Source organism: Ferrovibrio terrae (assembly GCF_007197755.1).
In the GTDB taxonomy this organism is placed as follows: Bacteria; Pseudomonadota; Alphaproteobacteria; order Ferrovibrionales; family Ferrovibrionaceae; genus Ferrovibrio; species Ferrovibrio terrae.
Genome location: NZ_CP041636.1, coordinates 3,166,281 through 3,187,244, shown reverse-complemented (window position 1 = coordinate 3,187,244; position 20,964 = coordinate 3,166,281). Strand labels below are relative to the sequence as shown.

Sequence of the window (20,964 nt, the reverse complement as noted above, 5' to 3'; positions counted from 1 at the left end):
GTCCCAATCAGCCGCCGGGACGACCGCCGCCGCTGCCATCGATGCGGATGCCAACATTCTTCGTCTGCACATAGCTGAGCAGCGCTTCCTGGCCCTTCTCGCGGCCGTAACCCGAGCGCTTGGTGCCGCCGAACGGCGTCTCGATGCCGCCGGCGAACCATTCATTCACAAAGACCTGTCCCGCCACCAGCCGGTCAGCCGCCCAATGCGCCTGCCGCAGGTCTTTCGTGTAAACGCCGGCGCAGAGGCCGTAGTCAGTGCCGTTGGCCAGCGCGATGGCTTCGTCCGGATCATCATAGACCTGCACGGTCAGCACCGGGCCGAAGACTTCTTCGCGCGCCATGGTCATGTCGGGTTTTACACCCGTAAAGACCGTCGGCTGCATGAAGTATCCCGGCAGGCCATCGACGCGACGGCCACCGGTGACTGCCTCGGCGCCTTCCTGCTGCGCGGCCAGGCACATGGCTTCCACCTTGTCGCGCTGCGCACCGGAAATCAGCGGGCCGAGATCCTTGCCGTCGATGCCGGGGCCAATGCTGAGCGCCCTGGCTTTGGCGGCAATCTTCGCCACTACCTCGTCATGGCGCGAACGGTGCACCACGAGGCGCGACGCCGCTGAGCAGACCTGGCCTGCATTGGTGAAAATGCCGATCGCCGTGCTCGCCGCCACCTGGTCGAGATCAGCGTCGGGAAAGACAATCCCGGCCGACTTGCCGCCGAGTTCCATGACGCAAGGGATGATGCGCTCGGCCGCGGCGCGCAGGATGAACTGGCCGGTCTTCAGCGAGCCGGTGAAGACGATATGGTCGACATCCTTGTGCGACACCATCGCCGCGCCGGTATCGTGGCCATACCCGCACAGCACATTCACCGCGCCATCGGGCACGCCGGCGCGCTTGCAGGCTTCGGCGATGAAATAGCAGGACAGCGGCGACAGCTCCGGCGATTTCAGCACCACGGTATTTCCGGTTGCCAAGGCGCAGGCGACGGAGCGCGCGGCGATCTGCAGCGGGAAATTCCACGGCACGATCTGAACGGATACGCCATAGGGCGCCGGAACGGTGTAATCGACATAGCCCGCGCCGAGCGGGATCATGCGGCCTTCGATCTTGTCGGTGGCGCCGCCGTAGTAGGAGAAGTAGCGCGAGGCGGCCATCGCCTCGTTCTTTCCGGCCGCCAGCGTCTTGCCGTTATCCAGGCATTCGGCCAGCGCGATCTCTTCGGCCATCGCACGCATCTGCGCGGCGATCTCCAGCAGCAGCGCGCCGCGCGCCATCGGCCGCATGTCGATCAGCGTGCGGGCATTGAAACGCCTGCGGGCCGCCGCCACGGCGCGATCAACATCGGCCGGCATGGCGCGCGCCACTTCGGCCAGCATCTCGCCGGTCGCCGGATTCTCGACGACGATGCGCTCGTTCGTCGCACCATCGCACCATTCGCCGTCGACGAAATTCTGCCAGTATTTTTTGATTTCGGGCGTGGCCATGGTGTCCTCCAGACAGAATGAAGGCCGGGTCTCCCCGGCCTTCCTCGATCATCGTTTTTAAGAGAAGCGGTTGTTCTTGTTGAAGCCGCGGAAGACGATGCGGCCCGCCTGGGCGCGTTCGCCGCGATAGTCCTTGATGTCCGTCTCGGTCTTGGTGCGGCCTGAAGAGTCGATCCAGCTCAGGCCCTGCTTCAGCGTGAAGGTGCGGGCATCGGCCAGACCGCCATCCTTGTATTTCTGCAAGGTGATGCCGCGGCCCTTGGTCATTTCGGGCAGCTCGCTCAACGGGAACAGCAGCAGCTTGCGATTGTCGCCGATCACCGCCACCGTATCGCCCTCCACCTGCGTCATGACGCACGCTTCAGCTGGCGCCTGCACGTTCAGGATCTGCTTGCCGGTGCGGGTGGCGGCCAGCATCTCGATTTCGGGACAGACGAAACCGCGACCGTCGCTGCTGGCGACCATGAACTTGCGCTCGCCCTGATACTTCATCAGCGTGACGATATCCTGGTCGTTGCCCAGGTCGATCATCAGGCGCACCGGCTCGCCATGGCCACGGCCGCGCGGCAGCTTGTCGCAATTGATCGTATAGGCACGGCCATTGGTGCCGAACAGCAGCAGCTTGTCGGTGGTTTCGGCATGCAGCCAGAAGCGGCCTTTATCACCTTCTTTGAACGAAGCAGTGCCATCGTCGGCGACATGGCCCTTGATGGCGCGAATCCAGCCCTTGGCCGAGCAGATCACTGTGATCGGCTCGCGCTCGACCAGCACCTCGAAAGCCTCTTCCGAGATCACCGGCGCATCGCCGATCCGCGTGCGACGCTTGCCCAGCGCCGACTTCGGGCCGAACTGCTTCTTCAGCTCTTGGATTTCGCCGGCAATCGCCTGCCAGCGCAGCTCGTCGCTGGCCAGCAGCTGCTTCAGCCCGGCCAGTTCCTTCGACAGTTCCTTATGCTCGCCGCGCAGCTCCATCTCTTCCAGCTTGCGCAAACTGCGCAGGCGCATGTTGAGAATGGCTTCGGCCTGCACATCGCTCAGCTTGAACCGCTTGATCATCGCCGGCTTCGGTTCGTCTTCGCGGCGGATGATCTCGATCAGCTCGTCAAGGTTGAGATAGGCGATCAGATAGCCGTCGAGCACTTCGAGGCGATGTTCGATCTTGCCCTGGCGATACCGGCTCTTGCGTTCCAGCACGTCATGGCGGTGATCGAGATAGGCCTGCAGCGCCTCGCGCAGGTTCATCACCTTGGGCAGCTTGCCACCGTCCAGCACATTGAGGTTGAGCGGGAAGCGCGTTTCCAGATCGGTGGTGCGGAACAGGCTTTCCATCAGCACGGCCGGATCGACGGTCTTGTTCTTCGGGATCAGGACGAGGCGCACATCCTCGGTCGATTCATCGCGCACGTCGTCCAGCAGCGGCGCCTTCCTGTCGGTGATCAGTTCAGCGATACGCTCGACCAGCCGCGACTTCTGTACGTGGTACGGAACCTCGGTGACGACGATCTGCCACATGCCGCGCGGCAGTTCTTCCTGCTGCCAGACGGCGCGATGGCGGAAACTGCCGCGGCCGGTCTTGTAGGCTTCGATCCGCGCGCTTAAGGGTTCGACCAGGATGCCGCCGGTCGGGAAATCCGGACCCTGCACATATTCCACCAGCTTTTCGATGCTGGCGTTCTTATGCTTGATCAGGTGCAGCAGCGCATCGCACAGCTCGGGCAGATTATGCGGCGGAATCGAGGTCGCCATGCCGACCGCGATGCCGGTGGCGCCATTGGCCAAAAGGTTCGGCAGACCCGAGGGCAGCACGACCGGCTCGTCATTCTCGCCGTCGTAATTGGGGCGGAAATCGACCGTGTCGTCGTCCAGATTGGCGAGCAGCACATTGGAGATTTCGGTCAGGCGCGCCTCGGTGTATCGCATCGCCGCCGCGTTATCGCCGTCGATATTGCCGAAATTGCCCTGGCCGTCGACCAGCGGATAGCGCTGCGCGAAATCCTGCGCCAGGCGCACCAGCGCGTCATACACCGACTGGTCGCCATGCGGGTGATACTTACCGATCACGTCGCCGACGACGCGGGCGCATTTCTTGTAGCCCGAGGCCGGGTCCAGCTTGAGCAGCCGCATGGCGAACAGCACGCGGCGCTGCACCGGCTTCAGCCCGTCGCGCGCATCGGGCAGCGAGCGCGAGGTGATGGTGCTGAGCGCATAGGCCAGATAGCGCTCGGACAGCGCATCCGGCAGCGGCACGTTGCGGATATCTTCGGGGACGTCTTTGGGGGGCAGATGCTTGCTCATGACGCGCTTTCTACACCGGTTTGGCCGGCCTTTCTACTTTTGGCCCTGATTGCGCACGACCTCGATCAGGCGCGCGCGGGCCTGCGGCACCGGAGCATGGAGCTGGGCGAACAGGCGGTTTTCCAGGAAATGCCCGGTGAGCGCGAGACCATCCAGAACGGCCTGCAGCGAATCGTTTGGCAGCGACTCGGCCTCCGCCCTGCCCGGCACCAGAAAGGCCGGCAGCTTCAGCATACGATCGGCGTAAGGCGCGGCGGCCTCGGCCGAGACCGCGCGGCCACTGCGCGGCGAGACATGCGTCAGATTGGTGGTGGCGCCGGTGGCGGCACAGCTTTCCAGATCGATGCCATAGCCCATCTCGGCGAGCAGGCCGGTTTCCCAGCGCACATAGAGCGCGCCCCAGTCGCCGGGATCCTCCATCTCCGCCATGAGGGCAAACAGCGCCTTGGTGGCGCCGAACAGATTGGGATGCGGTTCGCGCTCCGGCAATGCTGCATCTACTAAGGCGCAAACGGCGCGCAACGCTGCCAGCCGCGCCGGATCGTCCAGCATCAGTGCGGCGGGGTGCTTCAGGGCTTCCAGCGTGTAATAGCCGAGCTGTTCCGACAGGCGAGCACGCCATTCAGCGCCGACGAGCTGGCCGGGCTGCAGCGCACCGCCCCTGCCGGTTCCGCTCCCACGCAGCAGCCCGGCATGGCGGCCATAGCTTTCGGTCAGCAGGGTCACGATCCGGGCGCTCTCGCCGTGGTGGCGAACGCTTAAGACAACGCCTTCATCCTGCCAGTCCATGCTTATGGCTTAGGGTGATTCTCGACAGCCAGCAAGCAAAAGGGCCCCTCAAGCAAAAGGGCGGCCTTTGCGGGCCGCCCCTCTCTATCGGGTATGAACCGAAAGCTTATTCGGCGGCGTCGCCGACGGCAGCCTGCAGTTCGCTTTCCAGCGCATCGGCGAAATCGCGATCGCGCTGGGCGGCGAGGCCCTTCATGCGGTTCATGATGGCGCCGGTGCCGACCGGGATCAGGCGACCGACGATCACGTTTTCCTTGAGGCCGATCAGCTTGTCCACCTTGCCGCCGACGGCAGCTTCGGTGAGCACGCGGGTGGTCTCCTGGAACGAGGCCGCCGAGAAGAACGACCGGGTCTGCAGGCTCGCCTTGGTGATGCCGAGCAGGACCGGCATGCCCTTGGCCACTTTGCGGCCTTCGGCTTCGGTCTTGGCATTCACCTCTTCGAACTCGCTGCGGTCGACCTGCTCGCCGATCAGGAAGGTGGTCTCGGCCGGGTCGATGATCTCGATCTTCTGCAGCATCTGGCGGCAAATCACCTCGATGTGCTTGTCGTTGATCTTCACGCCCTGCAGACGATAGACCTCCTGGATCTCGTTCACGAGATAGTTGGCCAGCGCTTCCACGCCGAGCACCTTCAGGATGTCGTGCGGCGCCGGGTTGCCATCGAGCAGATGGTCGCCAACGCGGACGAAGTCGCCTTCCTGAACGGCAATCTGCTTGCCCTTCGGGATCAGGTATTCGACCGGATCGACGCCCTCTTCGGCCGACTTCAGGATCAGGCGGCGCTTGGCCTTGTAATCCTTGCCGAACTCAACGCGGCCATCGATTTCCGCGATGATCGCATGGTCCTTCGGGCGACGGGCTTCGAAGAGCTCGGCAACACGCGGCAGACCGCCGGTGATGTCGCGCGTCTTGGTGCCTTCCACCGGGATACGCGCCAGCACGTCGCCGGCATGCACCTGCGCACCATCCTCAACCGACAGAATGGCGTCGGCCGAGAGGTAGTAGCGGGCCTCGGCACCGCTGACGAGCATGAGGATTTCACCCTTGCTGTCACGCAGCGTGATGCGCGGACGCAGCTCGTTGCCCTTCGGGTTCTGCTTCCAGTCGGAGACGACCTTGTAGGAAATGCCGGTCGACTCATCGGTGGCTTCGCGCATCGACACACCTTCGACGAGGTCGCGATAGTTCACGACGCCCTCGCGCTCGGTGATCACCGGGCGGGTGTACGGATCCCAGTCAGCGATACGCTGACCCTTCTTGACGCTGCCGCCTTCGTCGGCCACCAGGCGGGCGCCGTACGGCACCTTGTGGCGGGCGCGTTCGCGACCATTGGCATCGACCAGGATGACTTCACAGTTGCGGCCCATGACCACGAAGCGGCCCTGGCTGTCAGTCACCAGGTTGCGGTTCGCGATCTTGATGGTCGCATCATAGGCGGCCTCCAGGCTCGACTGCTCCGCCACCTGGGCGGTGCCGCCGATGTGGAAGGTACGCATGGTCAGCTGGGTACCCGGCTCACCGATCGACTGCGCGGCGATCACGCCGACAGCCTCACCGATGTTGACCTTGGTGCCACGGGCCAGATCGCGGCCATAGCACTTGCCGCAGACGCCGGTCTCGCTGTCGCAGGTCAGCACGGAGCGGATCAGCATGCTTTCAACGCCGGCCGTCTCGATACGGTCGACATCGCGTTCTTCGATCAGGTGGCCGGCCGGGACGATCACTTCGCCCGACAGCGGATGCTTCACGTCGATGCTCGGCACGCGGCCGAGGATGCGCTCGCCTAGCGTGGCGATCACTTCGGCGCCTTCGACAACCTCACGCACGGTCAGGCCGCGCTCGGTGCCGCAATCTTCCTCGGTGATGATGCAGTCCTGCGCCACGTCGACCAGACGGCGGGTCAGGTAACCCGAATTCGCCGTCTTGAGCGCCGTGTCGGCCAGACCCTTGCGGGCGCCGTGGGTCGAGTTGAAATACTCGAGCACGGTGAGGCCTTCCTTGAAGTTCGAGATGATCGGCGTCTCGATGATTTCACCCGACGGCTTGGCCATCAGGCCGCGCATGCCGGCGAGCTGCTTCATCTGGGCGGCCGAACCGCGGGCGCCCGAGTGAGCCATCATCCAGATCGAGTTGATCGGCTTGCGCTGACCACTGACCTCGTCGATGTCGGTCTGAATGACCTTCATCATTTCGTCGGCGACGCGATCGGTGCACTGCGACCAGGCATCGACCACCTTGTTGTACTTCTCGCCCTGGGTGATCAGACCGTCCTGGTACTGCTGCTCATACTCGCCGACCAGCTTCTTGGTGTCGTCGATATGCTTCAGCTTCGACGACGGCACGACCATGTCGTCCTTGCCGAAGGAAATGCCGGCCTTGAAGGCGCGGGTGAAGCCGAGCGCCATCATGCGATCGCAGAAGATGACGGTCTCTTTCTGACCGCAATGGCGATACACCACGTCAATGACGTTGGTGATCTCCTTCTTGGTCAGCTGCTGGTTGATCACGCGGAACGGCACGTTCTTGTGACGCGGCAGGATCTCGCTCAGCAGCATACGGCCCGGCGTGGTGGTGACGCGGACAATGATCGGATTGCCTTCACCGTCCACCGTGTTCAGGCGGGCCTTGATGCGGTGATGCAGCGTGATCGCCTTGGAGTCCAGCGCCTGCTGGATTTCGGCGATCGTCGTGAAGACCGGAGTCCGCTCGACGATGGCGCCACCCTGCACGATGCGCTCCAGCTCGGCCTTCACGGCCGTCTTCGGCACTTCCACCTTGGTCTTGGGGTCATAGATGATCACGTCATCATCGGCCCAGGCCTTCAGCAGCGCGTTCATGTCCTTGATCTTGACGACATCGCCAAGCGGGCTGGGGCGCTCCATGGTGGTGTAATACAGGCCGAGCACGATGTCCTGCGACGGCACGATGATCGGCTTGCCGTTCGCGGGGCTGAGGATGTTGTTGGTCGACATCATCAGCACGCGGGCTTCGAGCTGGGCTTCCAGCGACAGCGGCACGTGCACCGCCATCTGGTCACCGTCGAAGTCGGCGTTGAAGGCGGCGCAAACCAGCGGATGCAGCTGGATCGCCTTGCCTTCGATCAGGGTCGGCTCGAAGGCCTGGATGCCCAGACGATGCAGCGTCGGCGCGCGGTTCAGCAGAACCGGGTGCTCGCGGATCACCTCTTCCAGGATGTCCCAGACTTCCGGACGCTCCTTCTCCACCATCTTCTTCGCCATCTTGACGGTGGCGGCCAGGCCGCGCAGCTCAAGCTTGGAGTAGATGAACGGCTTGAACAGTTCGAGCGCCATCTTCTTCGGCAGGCCGCACTGGTGCAGCTTCAGTTCCGGGCCGACCACGATGACCGAACGGCCAGAATAGTCGACGCGCTTGCCGAGCAGGTTCTGGCGGAAACGGCCCTGCTTGCCCTTCAGCATGTCGCTGAGCGACTTCAGCGGACGCTTGTTGGCGCCGGTGATGACGCGGCCACGACGGCCGTTGTCGAACAGGGCGTCGACAGCTTCCTGCAGCATGCGCTTTTCGTTACGGACGATGATGTCCGGCGCACGCAGCTCGATCAGGCGCTTCAGGCGGTTGTTACGGTTGATGACGCGACGATACAGATCGTTCAGATCCGACGTGGCGAAGCGGCCGCCATCCAGCGGCACCAGCGGGCGCAGCTCGGGCGGGATCACCGGGATCACGGTCATGACCATCCATTCCGGCTTGTTGCCGGAATCGATGAAGGCTTCGACCAGCTTGAGGCGCTTGACCAGCTTCTTCGGCTTCAGTTCCGACGTGGTCTCGGCCAGCTCCTGGCGAATGTCTTCACGGGCCTTTTCCAGGTCGAGCGCGATCAGCAGGTCGCGGATGGCTTCCGCGCCGATCTTGGCAACGAAGCTGTCATCGCCATATTCTTCCTGGGCGCGGAAGAGCTGCTCTTCCGTCAGCAGGTCGAACTGCTTCAGCGGGCTGAGGCCCGGCTCCACCACGACGTAGTTCTCGAAATACAGGATGCGCTCGAGATCTTTCAGCGTCATGTCCAGCATCAGGCCGATGCGCGAGGGCAGCGACTTGAGGAACCAGATATGCGCAACCGGCGAGGCCAGTTCGATATGGCCCATGCGCTCGCGACGCACCTTGGAGAGCGTGACTTCAACGCCGCACTTCTCGCAGATCACGCCGCGATACTTCATGCGCTTGTACTTGCCGCACAGGCACTCGTAGTCCTTGATCGGACCAAAGATGCGGGCGCAGAACAGACCGTCCCGCTCCGGCTTGAAGGTGCGGTAGTTGATGGTCTCAGGCTTCTTGATCTCGCCGTAGGACCAGGAGCGAATGCGCTCCGGCGAAGCGATCGAAATCTGGATCTGGTCGAAAGCCTGGGCGTTCTGCGGCTGGCCGAAAACGTTGCTAAGTTCGTTCATATCTATCGTCTCCTATCGGAGGAAATGTTTCGTGGCGATCAGTAGGAACGCTGCGACAGCTCGACATTCAGGCCGAGCGACCGCATTTCCTTGACCAGCACGTTGAACGATTCAGGAATACCTGCCTCGAAGTTGGTGTCGCCGCGCACGATCGACTCGTAAACCTTCGAGCGGCCAGCCACGTCGTCCGACTTCACAGTCAGCATTTCCTGCAAGGTGTAGGCGGCACCGTATGCCTGCAGCGCCCAGACCTCCATTTCGCCGAAGCGCTGACCGCCGAACTGGGCCTTGCCGCCCAGCGGCTGCTGGGTAACGAGGCTGTAGGGGCCGATCGAACGGGCATGGATCTTGTCGTCGACCAGGTGGTGCAGCTTCAGCATGTAGATGTAGCCGACGGTCACCTTGCGATCGAATGCCTCGCCTGTGCGGCCATCAACCAGGGTCGACTGACCAGAGATGTGGAAACCGGCCTTCTCCAGCATCTCGACGATGTCGGGCTCATGCGCGCCATCGAAGACCGGCGTGGCCATCGGCACGCCGCGACGCAGGTTGGAGCTCAGTTCGAGCACCTGCTCATCCGACAGATCGTTGATCTTGTCGGCATATTCCTGCTTCGAGTAGATGCCCTTCATGATCGTGCGCAGGTCGGCCGCCTTGGCCGCATTGCGGTTGACCTTGTCGAGCATCTCGCCGATCTGGCGGCCGAGACCGGCCGAAGCCCAGCCAAGATGCGTCTCAAGGATCTGACCGACGTTCATGCGCGACGGCACGCCCAGCGGATTCAGCACGATGTCGACCGGCTGGCCGTCCTCGAGGTAGGGCATGTCTTCTTCAGGCACGATACGCGACACGACACCCTTGTTGCCGTGACGGCCGGCCATCTTGTCGCCCGGCTGCAGCTTGCGCTTCACGGCCACGAAGACCTTGACCATCTTCATCACGCCCGGAGGCAGTTCGTCGCCGCGCTGCAGCTTCTCGACCTTGTCCTCGAAGCGCTTCTGGATGCGGCTGGTCGCCGCGTCATACTGCTTCTTCAGCGCCTCGATGTCGGTCATCGACTTTTCGTGCTTGACGCTGATCTGCCACCACTGGCCCGGAGTCAGTTCGGCCAGCACTTCGTCGGTGATCTTGCCGCCGTCCTTGAAGCTCTTCGGGCCCTTGTCGGCCTGCTTGCCGACCAGCAGCTCCTTCAGGCGGCCATAAATGGCGCGCTCGATGATCGCCTTCTCGTCGTCGCGATCCTTGGCCAGACGCTCGATCTCGGCGCGTTCGATGGCGAGCGCGCGCTCGTCCTTCTCAACGCCGTGACGCGAGAACACGCGCACTTCCACGACCGTGCCGGAAACGCCCGGCGGCACGCGCAAGCTACTGTCGCGAACGTCGGACGCTTTTTCGCCGAAGATGGCGCGCAGCAGCTTCTCTTCCGGCGTCATCGGGCTTTCGCCCTTCGGCGTGATCTTGCCGACCATGATGTCGCCAGGATGCACTTCGGCACCGATGTAAACGATGCCGGCTTCGTCGAGGTTCTTGAGGCCTTCTTCGCCCACGTTCGGAATGTCGCGGGTGATTTCCTCAGGGCCCAGCTTGGTGTCGCGGGCCATCACTTCAAATTCCTCGATGTGGATCGAGGTGAAGACGTCGTCCTTGGCGATACGCTCGCTGATCAGGATCGAATCTTCGAAGTTGTAGCCGTTCCAGGGCATGAAGGCGACGAGCACGTTGCGGCCCAGCGCCAGTTCGCCCAGCTCGGTCGACGGACCGTCGCCGATGATGTCGCCGGCCTGGACCTGATCGCCCACCTTCACCAGCGGACGCTGGGTGATGCAGGTGTTCTGGTTCGAGCGCTGGAACTTCAGCAGCTTGTAGATGTCGACGTTCGACTTCGACATGTCGGTCTCTTCCGACACGCGGACGACGATACGGGTGCCGTCGATCTGGTCGACCACACCCGTGCGCTTGGCGACGATGGTGGCGCCGGAATCGCGGGCCACGACCTCTTCCATGCCGGTGCCGACCAGCGGCGCCTCAGCGCGCACCAGCGGAACCGCCTGGCGCTGCATGTTCGAGCCCATCAGCGCACGGTTGGCGTCGTCGTTCTCGAGGAACGGGATCAGCGCCGCGGCGACCGAAACCAGCTGCTTCGGCGACACGTCCATGAAGTCGATGCCTTCAGGGCGCACCATCACGAAATCGCCGTTGCGGCGACACGAGACCAGATCGCCCATCAGCTTGCCCTTGCCGTCGATTTCGGCATTGGCCTGGGCAATGGTGTATTTGCCCTCTTCCATCGCGGTCAGATAGATCACCTCGTCGGTGACCTTGCCGTCGCGCACGCGGCGATACGGGCTCTCGATGAAGCCGTACTGGTTGACGCGGGCATAGGTGGCCAGCGAGTTGATCAGACCGATATTCGGGCCTTCCGGCGTCTCAATCGGGCAGATGCGGCCGTAATGCGTCGGATGCACGTCGCGCACTTCGAAGCCGGCGCGCTCGCGGGTCAGACCGCCCGGGCCAAGCGCCGAAAGACGACGCTTGTGGGTGATTTCCGACAGCGGGTTGGTCTGGTCCATGAACTGCGAGAGCTGGCTGGAACCGAAGAACTCGCGGACGGCGGCAGCGGCAGGCTTCGCATTGATCAGGTCATGCGGCATCACCGTGTCGATCTCGACCGAGCTCATACGCTCGCGGATCGCACGCTCCATGCGCACCAGGCCAATGCGGTACTGGTTTTCCATCAGCTCGCCGACCGAACGGACGCGGCGGTTGCCGAGATGGTCGATGTCGTCGATTTCGCCACGACCGTCCTTGAGCTCGGTCAGGGTGCGAACGCAGGCCAGGATGTCTTCAGTACGCAGCACGCGAACCGTGTCGTCAGCCTCAAGGTTGAGGCGGGCGTTCATCTTCACGCGGCCCACGGCCGAGAGATCGTAGCGCTCTGAATCGAAGAACAGGCCGTGGAACAGCGCCTCGGCGGTGTCCATCGTCGGCGGCTCGCCCGGACGCATCACGCGGTAGATTTCGAACAGCGCCTGCTCGCGGCCCTGGTGCTTGTCGGCAACCATGGTGTTGCGGATGTAGGCGCCGATGGTGACGTGATCGACGTCGAGCACCGAGATCTGCTCGATACCGGCGGCTTCCAGCAGCTCGATCTTCTTGACGTCGAGCTCCTCGCCCGCCTCGAGATAGATTTCGCCGCTCTCTTCATTGACGATGTCGAGCGAGTTGAACTTGCCGACCATGTCCTGCGGCGAGACGAGCAACTCCTTGAGGCCCTCTTCCGCCAGCTTCTTGGCCAAGCGCGGAGTGATCTTGGTGCCGGCCTCGACCATCACCTTGCCGGTCTTGGCATTGATCAGGTCGTTGTTGACGCGGATGCCGCGCATACGCTCGGAGTTATAGTCGACGCGCCAGCCCTTCTTGTCGCGCTTGTAGATCACCTTCTTGTAGAAGGAATCCAGAACCTCTTCCTGGGTCAGGCCGAGCGCGAAGAACAGCGTGGTGACCGGCAGCTTGCGGCGACGGTCGATGCGGACATGCACGATGTCCTTGGCGTCGAACTCGAAATCCAGCCACGAGCCGCGATAGGGAATGACACGAGCGGTGTAGAGATACTTGCCCGACGAATGGGTCTTGCCCTTGTCGTGGTCGAAGAACACGCCCGGGCTGCGATGCATCTGCGAAACGATGACGCGCTCGGTGCCATTGATGATGAAGGTGCCCTTGTCGGTCATGAGCGGCATATCGCCCATGTAGACATCCTGCTCCTTGATGCCCTTGACCGACTTGGCCTGGGTATCGGGATCGACTTCAAAGACGATCAGGCGGAGCGTCACCTTCAGCGGCGCGGCAAAGGTCATGCCGCGCTGCATGCACTCGTCGACGTCATATTTCGGGGGTTCGAACTCGTACTTGACGAATTCGAGCGACGAGGTGTCGCTGAAATCCTTGATCGGGAAGACCGACTTGAACACGGCCTGCAGGCCGGCGTCGGGACGCTGGTCGCCAGCGTCGTTCATCATCAGGAAACTGTCGTAGGAGCTTTTCTGGACCTCGATCAGGTTGGGCATCGAGGTGACGGACGGGATGCGTCCGAAGCTTTTGCGAACGCGCTTGCGGCCGGTGAACGACAAGGTCATGTCTGTCCCAAATCTCTAATAGGCAGCGTCTGTCACGCTGCGCAGTGCCGGACCAGCGATAAATTTCGCGGGCCTATTAATCCCGCCGGGCGATCGCCGCGCCCAGAGATCCGGTACTGCTCGACCCGCCAAATTCCGCGGCGGCCGGGGTGTGTTCTTTAAATGAGCCCCTGATATAGGGCAGCCCCTCTTCAGGGCAACTCGGGGGCAGGTCCACACCGGACCCGCCCCCTCGCCGTTACGCGTATTACTTGACTTCGACCTTGGCGCCAGCGGCTTCCAGCTGAGCCTTCATCTTGGCGGCGTCGTCCTTGGTGACGCCTTCCTTGACGGCCTTCGGAGCAGCCTCGACCAGATCCTTGGCTTCCTTGAGGCCCAGGCCCGTGATCGCACGGACTTCCTTAATCACGTTGATCTTGTTCGCGCCGGCATCGGCGAGGATCACGTTGAACTCGGTCTGCTCTTCAGCAGCCGGGGCAGCAGCGCCACCGCCAGCAGCGGCAACAGCAACCGGAGCAGCGGCGGAGACGCCCCACTTCTCTTCGAGAAGCTTGGCGAGCTCGGCAGCCTCGAGGACGGTCAGCGTCGACAGTTCGTCAACGATCTTGTTCAAATCAGCCATTTTAGTGACTCCTAAGTTTGTAGGTTCGATACCTGGTTAGACAGTTACGGTTCGGCTTGCGGCCTTAACCCTTGGTGGCATACGCATTGAGCAGGCGGGCCAACTGGCCAGCCGGCGCCTGCACAACGCCGGCGACCTTGGTCGCAGGCGCGTTGAGCAGGCCGATGATCTTGCCGCGCAGTTCGTCGAGCGACGGCAAGGTCGCCAAGGCTTTCACACCCTCAGCATTCAGGACGGTTTCACCCATGGCGCCGCCAACAACGAGGAACTTCTCGTTCTTCTTGGCGAACTCCACGGCAACCTTCGCTGCTGCGACCGGATCATTTGCATAAGCAATGCCGGTCGGACCCTTGAAGAGGCTCTTCAGGGATGCGTAGGGGGTGCCCTCGAGGGCGAGGCAGACAAGACGGTTTTTCGCGACCTTGAAGCTGGCGCCAGCCGCCTTCATCTGACGACGCAGCTCAGTTACCTGAGCAACGGTCAGACCGGCGTTCTGGGTTACCACGACAACTTCGGCCTGGTTAAAGACCTTATTGAGGGTGGTCACCATCTCCTGTTTTTGAGCACGATCCACTGTTCGTCTCCTAAACAAGGAATCAGGTTGCCCTGATCCTGGTTGGCACTTGAGCGATCGACTGGTCGCCACGGTTCAGTCGTTTCCGACCTCACCGTCTGCGGCAAACCGATCACCCGGTTCGCCTGTCCCAGGGCTCGAACCTTCGCGGAGCCAACCCAGGATTTCTCCTTGGGCAGGCGCATCGAAAATTCTCTTCCCCGTCTATGCAGGTGGCCATTCCCATTAAACCCTTCGGCTCGAAAGCTTCCGGGGGCCTGCAGTCTCGGACAGGTTGCGGTATTGCGGTTTCCCGAAATACCGCTCCGCCGGGCCCTCCCTAGGGAAGGCCCGGCGAAACTCGTTCGATGTTAGGCAGCAGCCTTGCTGTCGCCGCCGCCCATCGCATCAGCCAGATCGAGACGCACACCCGGACCCATGGTCGAGGTGAGCGCGATCTTCTTCACGTAATGACCCTTCACGCCGGTCGGCTTGGCCTTGTTCACGGCATCGAGGAAGGCCTTCACGTTCGCGAGGATCTGCGCCTCGGTGAACGATGCCTTGGCGATACCGGCCTGGATCAGGCCCGCCTTCTCGACACGGAACTCAACCTGGCCGCCCTTCGCCGCTTTGACGGCGCCCGCGACATCCATGGTCACCGAGCCCAGCTTCGGGTTCGGCATCAGGCCGCGCGGGCCCAGCACCTTACCCAGCTTGCCGACCACAGCCATCATGTCAGGCGTGGCAATGCAGCGGTCGAATTCGATCTTGCCGGTGTTAATGATCTCGGCCAGGTCGTCGGCGCCAACCAGGTCGGCACCAGCCTTCTTGGCTTCCTCGGCCTTCGCGCCCTTGGCGAAGACGGCGACACGCACGGTCTTGCCGGTGCCCGACGGCATGGTCACCACGCCGCGGACCATCTGGTCAGCGTGACGCGGATCGACGCCGAGGTTCATCGCAATCTCGATGGTCTCGTCGAACTTGGCCTTCGCATTGGCCTTCACCATCTTCACGGCTTCTTCAAGGCCGTAGCGATGGTCGGGGTTCACCGACTTGGCGGCGGAGATGTAACGTTTGCCTTTGGTGCTCATGTTCGGATCTCCCCTTATTCGCCGCTAACGTCCAGGCCCATCGAGCGGGCCGAACCAACGATCATGCGGGCTGCCGCATCAACGTCGTGCGCGTTGAGATCCTTCATCTTGGCCTTGGCGATCTCGCGCACCTGGTCCATCGTCACCGAGCCGACCTTGTCACCGCGGCCGGTCGTCTTCGAACCGGACTTGATGTTGGCGGCCTTCTTCAGGAAGTAGGTCACCGGCGGGGTCTTGGTGATGAAGGTGAACGAGCGGTCCGAATACACGGTGATAACCACCGGGATCGGCATGTCCTGCTCGAGTTCCTTGGTCTGCGCGTTGAACGCTTTGCAGAATTCCATGATGTTGACGCCGCGCTGGCCCAGAGCCGGACCAATCGGCGGCGACGGGTTGGCCTTACCGGCCGGAACCTGCAGCTTGATGTAACCATCAATCTTCTTCGCCATACTCTTTCCTTTCCTGCCTGAGAGAGCGCCCTGTTTGCTGAAGGGGTCCCTCGTTAGCGGATTGCGTGGTGCGACGGGTCGGTCCGGCGAACAAGGACCTTAGCAGTCTCCCACACGGTGAACCGGGCGATGCTCTGCCCGGGTACTCAAGCAGTCAGGTCAGAGCTTCTCGACCTGGCTGTATTCCAGTTCCACCGGGGTGGCGCGACCGAAGATCGACACCGCCACCTTCAGGCGGGCGCGCTCTTCGTCCACTTCTTCCACCACGCCGGAGAACGACGTGAACGGGCCATCGGCCACACGCACCTGTTCGCCAACTTCGAAGGTGACGGACGGCTTGGGATGTTCCACGCCCTCCTTCACCTGGTTGGCCACACGCTGCGCCTCGGCTTCCGTGATCGGGGCAGGCTTGCCGCCAGAGCTCAGGAAGCCGGTAACCTTCGGCGTATTCTTGACGAGGTGATAGGTCTCGTCGGTCAGGTTCATCTTCACCAGCACATAGCCGGGGAAAAACTTGCGTTCGGCATTCACCTTCTGGCCGCGGCGGACTTCCACCACTTCCTCGGTGGGCACCAGCACTTCTTCGAAATGCTCGGCCATACCCTTCTGTGCCGCGCCATCGCGGATCGCCTGCGCGACCTTCTTTTCGAAGTTCGCGTAGACATGGACGATGTACCAGCGCGCCGTCATCGTCTTTAGCTCCCCAGGCCGAGGATCAGCTGCACGCCGTAGCGCAGGATCGTGTCGACCACAAAAAAGAACACTGCGGCGACCAGTCCCATCACGAACACCATAGCCGTGGTGATCAGGGTTTCCTTACGGCTCGGCCAGGTGACCTTTGCGGTCTCCTGCCGGACCTGCCGGAAGAACTCGATCGGACTGACTTTCGCCATTACCTTGTTATCCTAAACTCTAACTCGTTTACGTCTGCCGCGCTGGCAGGGGCGGAGGGAGTCGAACCCCCAACCCCCGGTTTTGGAGACCGGTGCTCTAGCCAGTTGAGCTACGCCCCTGCATTGCGCGTCAGACCGCGATCGCCGCTTACGCGACGATCTTGGCGACGACGCCGGCGCCGACGGTGCGGCCGCCTTCGCGGATCGCGAAGCGCAGGCCTTCATCCATGGCGATCGGGGCAATCAGCTCGACTTCCATCGAGACGTTGTCGCCCGGCATCACCATCTCGACACCGGCCGGCAGCGACACCACACCGGTCACGTCGGTGGTGCGGAAGTAGAACTGCGGGCGGTAGTTGGTGAAGAACGGGGTGTGGCGACCGCCCTCTTCCTTGGTCAGGATGTAGGCTTCGGCCGTGAACTTGGTGTGCGGAGTGATCGAACCCGGCTTGGCCAGAACCTGGCCGCGCTCGACGTCCTCACGCTGCACGCCGCGCAGCAGCGCGCCGATGTTGTCGCCCGCCTCGCCGCTGTCCAGCAGCTTGCGGAACATTTCAACGCCGGTCACGGTCGTCTTCACCGTGGCCTTCAGGCCGACGATCTCGACTTCCTCACCGACCTTCACGATGCCGCGCTCAACGCGACCGGTCACAACCGTGCCGCGGCCCGAGATCGAGAACACGTCTTCCACCGGCATCAGGAACGGCTTGTCCTTCGGACGCTCCGGCTGCGGGATGTAGCGATCAACTTCAGCCATCAGCTTCAGGATCGCGTCGTGGCCCAGTTCCTTGTTGCTGTCTTCCAGCGCCGCCAGCGCCGAACCGCGCACGATCGGAATGTCATCGCCCGGGAAATCGTACTTCGACAGCAGCTCGCGCACTTCCAGCTCGACCAGGTCGAGCAGTTCGGCGTCGTCCACCATGTCGCACTTGTTCATGAACACCACCAGCGACGGCACGCCAACCTGGCGGGCCAGCAGGATGTGCTCGCGCGTCTGCGGCATCGGGCCGTCAGCGGCCGACACCACCAGGATCGCGCCGTCCATCTGCGCGGCGCCGGTGATCATGTTCTTCACATAGTCGGCGTGGCCGGGGCAGTCGACGTGCGCATAGTGGCGGTTCGCGGTCTCGTACTCGACGTGGCTCGTCGAAATCGTGATGCCGCGCGCCTTCTCTTCCGGCGCCTTGTCGATCTGGTCGTACGCCGTGAACGACGCGCCGCCGCTCTCCGCAAGGACCTTCGTGATCGCAGCCGTCAAAGACGTCTTGCCATGATCGACGTGGCCGATCGTGCCAATGTTGCAGTGCGGCTTGTTACGCTCAAACTTTGCCTTGCTCATTGCTCTATCCTGTTCTCGGACCAAATTTCGGTGCCGAAGTTCCCTACGGAACCCCGGCCAGTTTTGACAGTTGGCATCCGGTCTGCGCCGCGCTCATCAGAAGCGCCGTTCATCAGACCGTCTGCCGAGGCGGACCTCGCTCTACTCAACTCAGTCCGCCCAACAAGCTGGAGCGGGTGAAGGGAATCGAACCCTCGCAACCAGCTTGGAAGGCTGGGGCTCTACCACTGAGCTACACCCGCCGCTTTGCGTTACTCCTCAAGACACTTTACCAAACCATTGATGCCTAAGGCATTTTTGGCTGGCGTAGAGAATGGTGGAGGGGGCTGGATTCGAACCAGCGTAGGCGTGCGCCAACGGATTTACAGTCCGTCCCCTTTAGCCACTCGGGCACCCCTCCAACCGGGCCCCCCAATTACTGAAGGGATATCCGTCCGTCAATGGATAAACGCGACAAAAGCACCACCATCGCCCCCCGATCCCCGAACTTTTAGGGCCGGCGGCAATGTTGTTGCTTCTGACGGGCCGAACTATAAGGGGCGCCATGTCCAGACGCAAGCCAGATGCCCGAAACCCCACCCGCTCCGCCACCAAGGGTGGCGGCCGGGACCCCTCCTCCCGTGACCAGCGCCCGAATCGTGCCGGTGGCCCGTCGGCTGCCGGAAAGCCAGGCGGAAAGCCCAGCGGCAAGCCGGGCAGCAAGCCCCGCCCCTACGGTTCCCAGGGAAAACCGGGCCGCGGCGACAACCGTTCTGAAGGTGGACGCCCCGAGGGTGGACGCCCGGACGGCGGCCGCCAGGCCGAGCGCGCTCCCTATGGATCTGGTGGGGGCCGGCCGGCCGCAGCCGGCAAACGCCATGAAGGCCGCAAAGATGACCGGCGCGATGATCGCCGGGATGACCGCCCCAATGATCGGCAGGGGGGCCAGCCCCGTGGCGATTTCGCGCCCCGTCGACCCGAGGGCGGCCGCCCCCCGCGCGAGCGCCAGGAGCGCGCGACATACCAGGAAGGCGACCGGGCGGAGCGTCACGGTAACCGCAGCCATGGCGGCGACACATTCTCGCCCCGCCACCGGGATCATCGCGGCGACCTGCCGGTCTGGCTGTATGGCAGCCATGCCGTGCTGGCCGCGCTGGAGAATGACGAGCGCCTGATCCGTCGCCTGCTGCTGACCCGCGACGCCCACGAGGCGCTCAGCGACCGCCTGCCCCGCCTGAGCGCGCAGCCCGAGATCATCGACCGGATGAAGCTCGACAGCCTGCTGCCGCCCGGCGCGGTGCATCAGGGTATCGCGATGCTGACTGATCCGCTGGACGATCCCGGCGTTGAATCGCTGAAAGAGGTTGCCGACGAAGAGGCCCAGCGCGAAGTCGTGCTGCTGCTCGACCATGTGACCGATCCACGCAATGTCGGTGCCATCCTGCGGTCTGCCGCCGCCTTCGGCGCGCGCGCCGTGATCGTGACCGACCGCCATGCGCCGGAAGCGACCGGCGCGCTGGCCAAGGCTGCCAGCGGCGGCCTGGAAGTCGTGCCCCTGATCCGCGTCACCAATCTGGCGCGCGCGCTCGACCTGCTGGCCGAATACGGCTTCTGGCGCGTCGGCCTGGAAATGGAAACCGACAAGAGCCTGGCCGAGGCAGTCCACGACATCCGTCGCGTGGCGCTGGTGCTGGGTGCCGAAGACGACGGCCTGCGCCGGCTGACGCGCGAGAAGTGCGACTTCCTGGCCAAGCTGCCGATGACTGGCGCGGTGGAAAGCCTCAACGTGTCGGCGGCTGCTGCTGTCGCGCTGTATGAGTGCGTGCGCAGCTAAACATCACCACCTGTCGATCGACCAAATAAAAAAGGCCGGAGATCAACTCCGGCCTTTTTTGTGTTGATCGCAATCGCGATTACGACGGCGAGCCGTCGCCCATCTGCGACTGCAGGTAATTCTGCACGCCGACCTTTTCGACCAGACCCAGCTGGGTCTCGAGATGATCGATATGCTCTTCGGTGTCGCGCAGGATGTCGCGCAGCGTGTCGCGGCTGACGTAGTCCTGCACGCTCTCGCAATGCGCGATGGCATTGATGAGATCGCCGCGGCCCTTACGCTCGAGATCGAGATTGGCCTGCAGGCCTTCGGGAACCGTCTCGCCGATCTTCAGCTTGCCGAGATCCTGCAGGTTGGGGATCCCTTCCAGCAGCAGCACGCGCTCGATGATCTTGTCGGCGTGCTTCATCTCCTCGATCGACTCTTTGTATTCGTGATGGCCGAGCCGCTCGAAGCCCCAGCTCTTCCACATGCGGGCATGCAGGAAATACTGGTTGATCGCGGTCAGTTCGTTCTTCAGCACAGTGTTGAGATGCTGGATAACTTTCTTGTCGCCTTTCATGCGGCGGCCTCCTCATGCTGAAAACATCGCGACTCGCTGACGAGTGCGCGGCATGCAGGGAGGCATACGCCCGGTGCTTCAAAGGCTCAAGAAAAATGCGTGAAACTGGGAGTTATTCGCAAAGATAACAGTGCTTTAACTCAGATTCTGTGCGACTTCCTCGCAATAGCCGCGCGACTGCGCATCATGCGCAAAACGACACGCGACGACAGCACAATGCCAAGGCTGGCTGCGGCAAACAGGGCGAGTTCGAGCGTGCTGCTGCTGGTCATCAATCGGCCCCTTCCATTACGGCCATCGCGCCGGCCGGGATCAGTGCCGCCGCGCCGTGCTGCGCCTCGCGATGTTCATGCAGCATGCAGCGCACGTCCGGCACGCATTTGCCGCATTGCGGGCGATCGGCGAGATGGCGGTAGACGGCGGCAACCGACTTGCAGCCATGGCTGATGGCGCCGCGAACGTCGCCGTCGGTGAAACCATGGCAGAGGCAGATATACATCGCGCCCT

Annotated in this window: 15 protein-coding genes, 3 tRNA genes and 1 pseudogene; 1 reads left to right on the top strand and 18 read right to left on the bottom strand. The window is 62.8% G+C overall.

The genetic code is table 11. The features are described 5' to 3' along the window. Window positions 1-7: 7 nt before the first annotated feature. The 15 genes and pseudogenes from FNB15_RS15510 to FNB15_RS15440 form a co-directional block, all read right to left on the bottom strand. Window positions 8-1,486, bottom strand: coding sequence for an aldehyde dehydrogenase family protein (locus tag FNB15_RS15510; protein WP_144069580.1), 1,479 nt, complete (start codon window positions 1,484-1,486; stop codon window positions 8-10). A 57-nt stretch (window positions 1,487-1,543) separates the two neighbouring features. Continuing rightward, a complete protein-coding gene (gene parC / locus FNB15_RS15505) occupies window positions 1,544-3,781 on the bottom strand; it encodes a DNA topoisomerase IV subunit A (protein WP_144069579.1) in 2,238 nt (745 codons plus the stop codon). Window positions 3,782-3,814: 33 nt separating this feature from the next. Beyond that, window positions 3,815-4,570, bottom strand: coding sequence for a DNA repair protein RecO (gene recO / locus FNB15_RS15500; RefSeq protein ID WP_144069578.1), 756 nt, complete (start codon window positions 4,568-4,570; stop codon window positions 3,815-3,817). A gap of 157 nt (window positions 4,571-4,727) precedes the next feature. Then, window positions 4,728-8,999: pseudogene (rpoC, locus tag FNB15_RS15495) on the bottom strand (DNA-directed RNA polymerase subunit beta'); the annotation flags it as partial. 38 nt (window positions 9,000-9,037) lie between these two features. Continuing rightward, the gene (rpoB, locus tag FNB15_RS15490) at window positions 9,038-13,135 is read right to left on the bottom strand and encodes a DNA-directed RNA polymerase subunit beta (RefSeq protein ID WP_144069576.1); all 4,098 of its coding nucleotides are present in this window, start codon (window positions 13,133-13,135) and stop codon (window positions 9,038-9,040) included. Between the two features lie 247 nt (window positions 13,136-13,382). Further along, on the bottom strand, window positions 13,383-13,757 hold the full coding sequence (gene rplL, locus FNB15_RS15485; RefSeq protein ID WP_144069575.1) for a 50S ribosomal protein L7/L12: 375 nt from the start codon (window positions 13,755-13,757) through the stop codon (window positions 13,383-13,385). Between the two features lie 64 nt (window positions 13,758-13,821). Then, window positions 13,822-14,331, bottom strand: coding sequence for a 50S ribosomal protein L10 (gene rplJ, locus FNB15_RS15480; RefSeq protein ID WP_144069574.1), 510 nt, complete (start codon window positions 14,329-14,331; stop codon window positions 13,822-13,824). 350 nt (window positions 14,332-14,681) lie between these two features. Beyond that, complete coding sequence (gene rplA, locus FNB15_RS15475) at window positions 14,682-15,401, bottom strand: 50S ribosomal protein L1 (RefSeq protein ID WP_144069573.1); 720 nt, start codon at window positions 15,399-15,401, stop codon at window positions 14,682-14,684. Window positions 15,402-15,415: 14 nt separating this feature from the next. Continuing rightward, a complete protein-coding gene (rplK, locus tag FNB15_RS15470) occupies window positions 15,416-15,850 on the bottom strand; it encodes a 50S ribosomal protein L11 (protein ID WP_144069572.1) in 435 nt (144 codons plus the stop codon). A 159-nt stretch (window positions 15,851-16,009) separates the two neighbouring features. Then, on the bottom strand, window positions 16,010-16,540 hold the full coding sequence (gene nusG / locus FNB15_RS15465) for a transcription termination/antitermination protein NusG (RefSeq protein WP_144069571.1): 531 nt from the start codon (window positions 16,538-16,540) through the stop codon (window positions 16,010-16,012). A 5-nt stretch (window positions 16,541-16,545) separates the two neighbouring features. After that, complete coding sequence (secE, locus tag FNB15_RS15460) at window positions 16,546-16,743, bottom strand: preprotein translocase subunit SecE (RefSeq protein ID WP_144069570.1); 198 nt, start codon at window positions 16,741-16,743, stop codon at window positions 16,546-16,548. 43 nt (window positions 16,744-16,786) lie between these two features. Further along, window positions 16,787-16,863: transfer RNA gene (locus FNB15_RS15455), tRNA-Trp, on the bottom strand. A 28-nt stretch (window positions 16,864-16,891) separates the two neighbouring features. Beyond that, window positions 16,892-18,082 (bottom strand): elongation factor Tu, encoded by a 1,191-nt coding sequence (tuf, locus tag FNB15_RS15450; protein ID WP_144069569.1) that lies wholly within the window; start codon window positions 18,080-18,082, stop codon window positions 16,892-16,894. A 168-nt stretch (window positions 18,083-18,250) separates the two neighbouring features. Then, window positions 18,251-18,324, bottom strand: a tRNA-Gly gene (locus FNB15_RS15445). A 72-nt stretch (window positions 18,325-18,396) separates the two neighbouring features. After that, window positions 18,397-18,482, bottom strand: a tRNA-Tyr gene (locus FNB15_RS15440). A gap of 144 nt (window positions 18,483-18,626) precedes the next feature. Here FNB15_RS15440 and rlmB point away from each other — a divergent pair. Further along, a complete protein-coding gene (rlmB, locus tag FNB15_RS15435; RefSeq protein ID WP_144069568.1) occupies window positions 18,627-19,895 on the top strand; it encodes a 23S rRNA (guanosine(2251)-2'-O)-methyltransferase RlmB in 1,269 nt (422 codons plus the stop codon). Window positions 19,896-19,974: 79 nt separating this feature from the next. On the opposite strand, the gene bfr is transcribed toward rlmB, so the two are convergent. The 3 genes from bfr to FNB15_RS15425 form a co-directional block, all read right to left on the bottom strand. Beyond that, window positions 19,975-20,457 carry a bacterioferritin gene (bfr, locus tag FNB15_RS15430; RefSeq protein ID WP_144069567.1) on the bottom strand — a complete coding sequence of 161 codons (483 nt, stop codon included), beginning with the start codon at window positions 20,455-20,457 and terminating at the stop codon, window positions 19,975-19,977. 140 nt (window positions 20,458-20,597) lie between these two features. Then, window positions 20,598-20,729, bottom strand: a complete 132-nt coding sequence (locus FNB15_RS21480; RefSeq protein ID WP_281287783.1) for a hypothetical protein — start codon at window positions 20,727-20,729, stop codon at window positions 20,598-20,600. After that, window positions 20,729-20,956 carry a (2Fe-2S)-binding protein gene (locus FNB15_RS15425; protein ID WP_144069566.1) on the bottom strand — a complete coding sequence of 76 codons (228 nt, stop codon included), beginning with the start codon at window positions 20,954-20,956 and terminating at the stop codon, window positions 20,729-20,731. The genes FNB15_RS21480 and FNB15_RS15425 overlap by 1 nt, the downstream gene beginning before the upstream one ends. Window positions 20,957-20,964 lie beyond the last annotated feature (8 nt).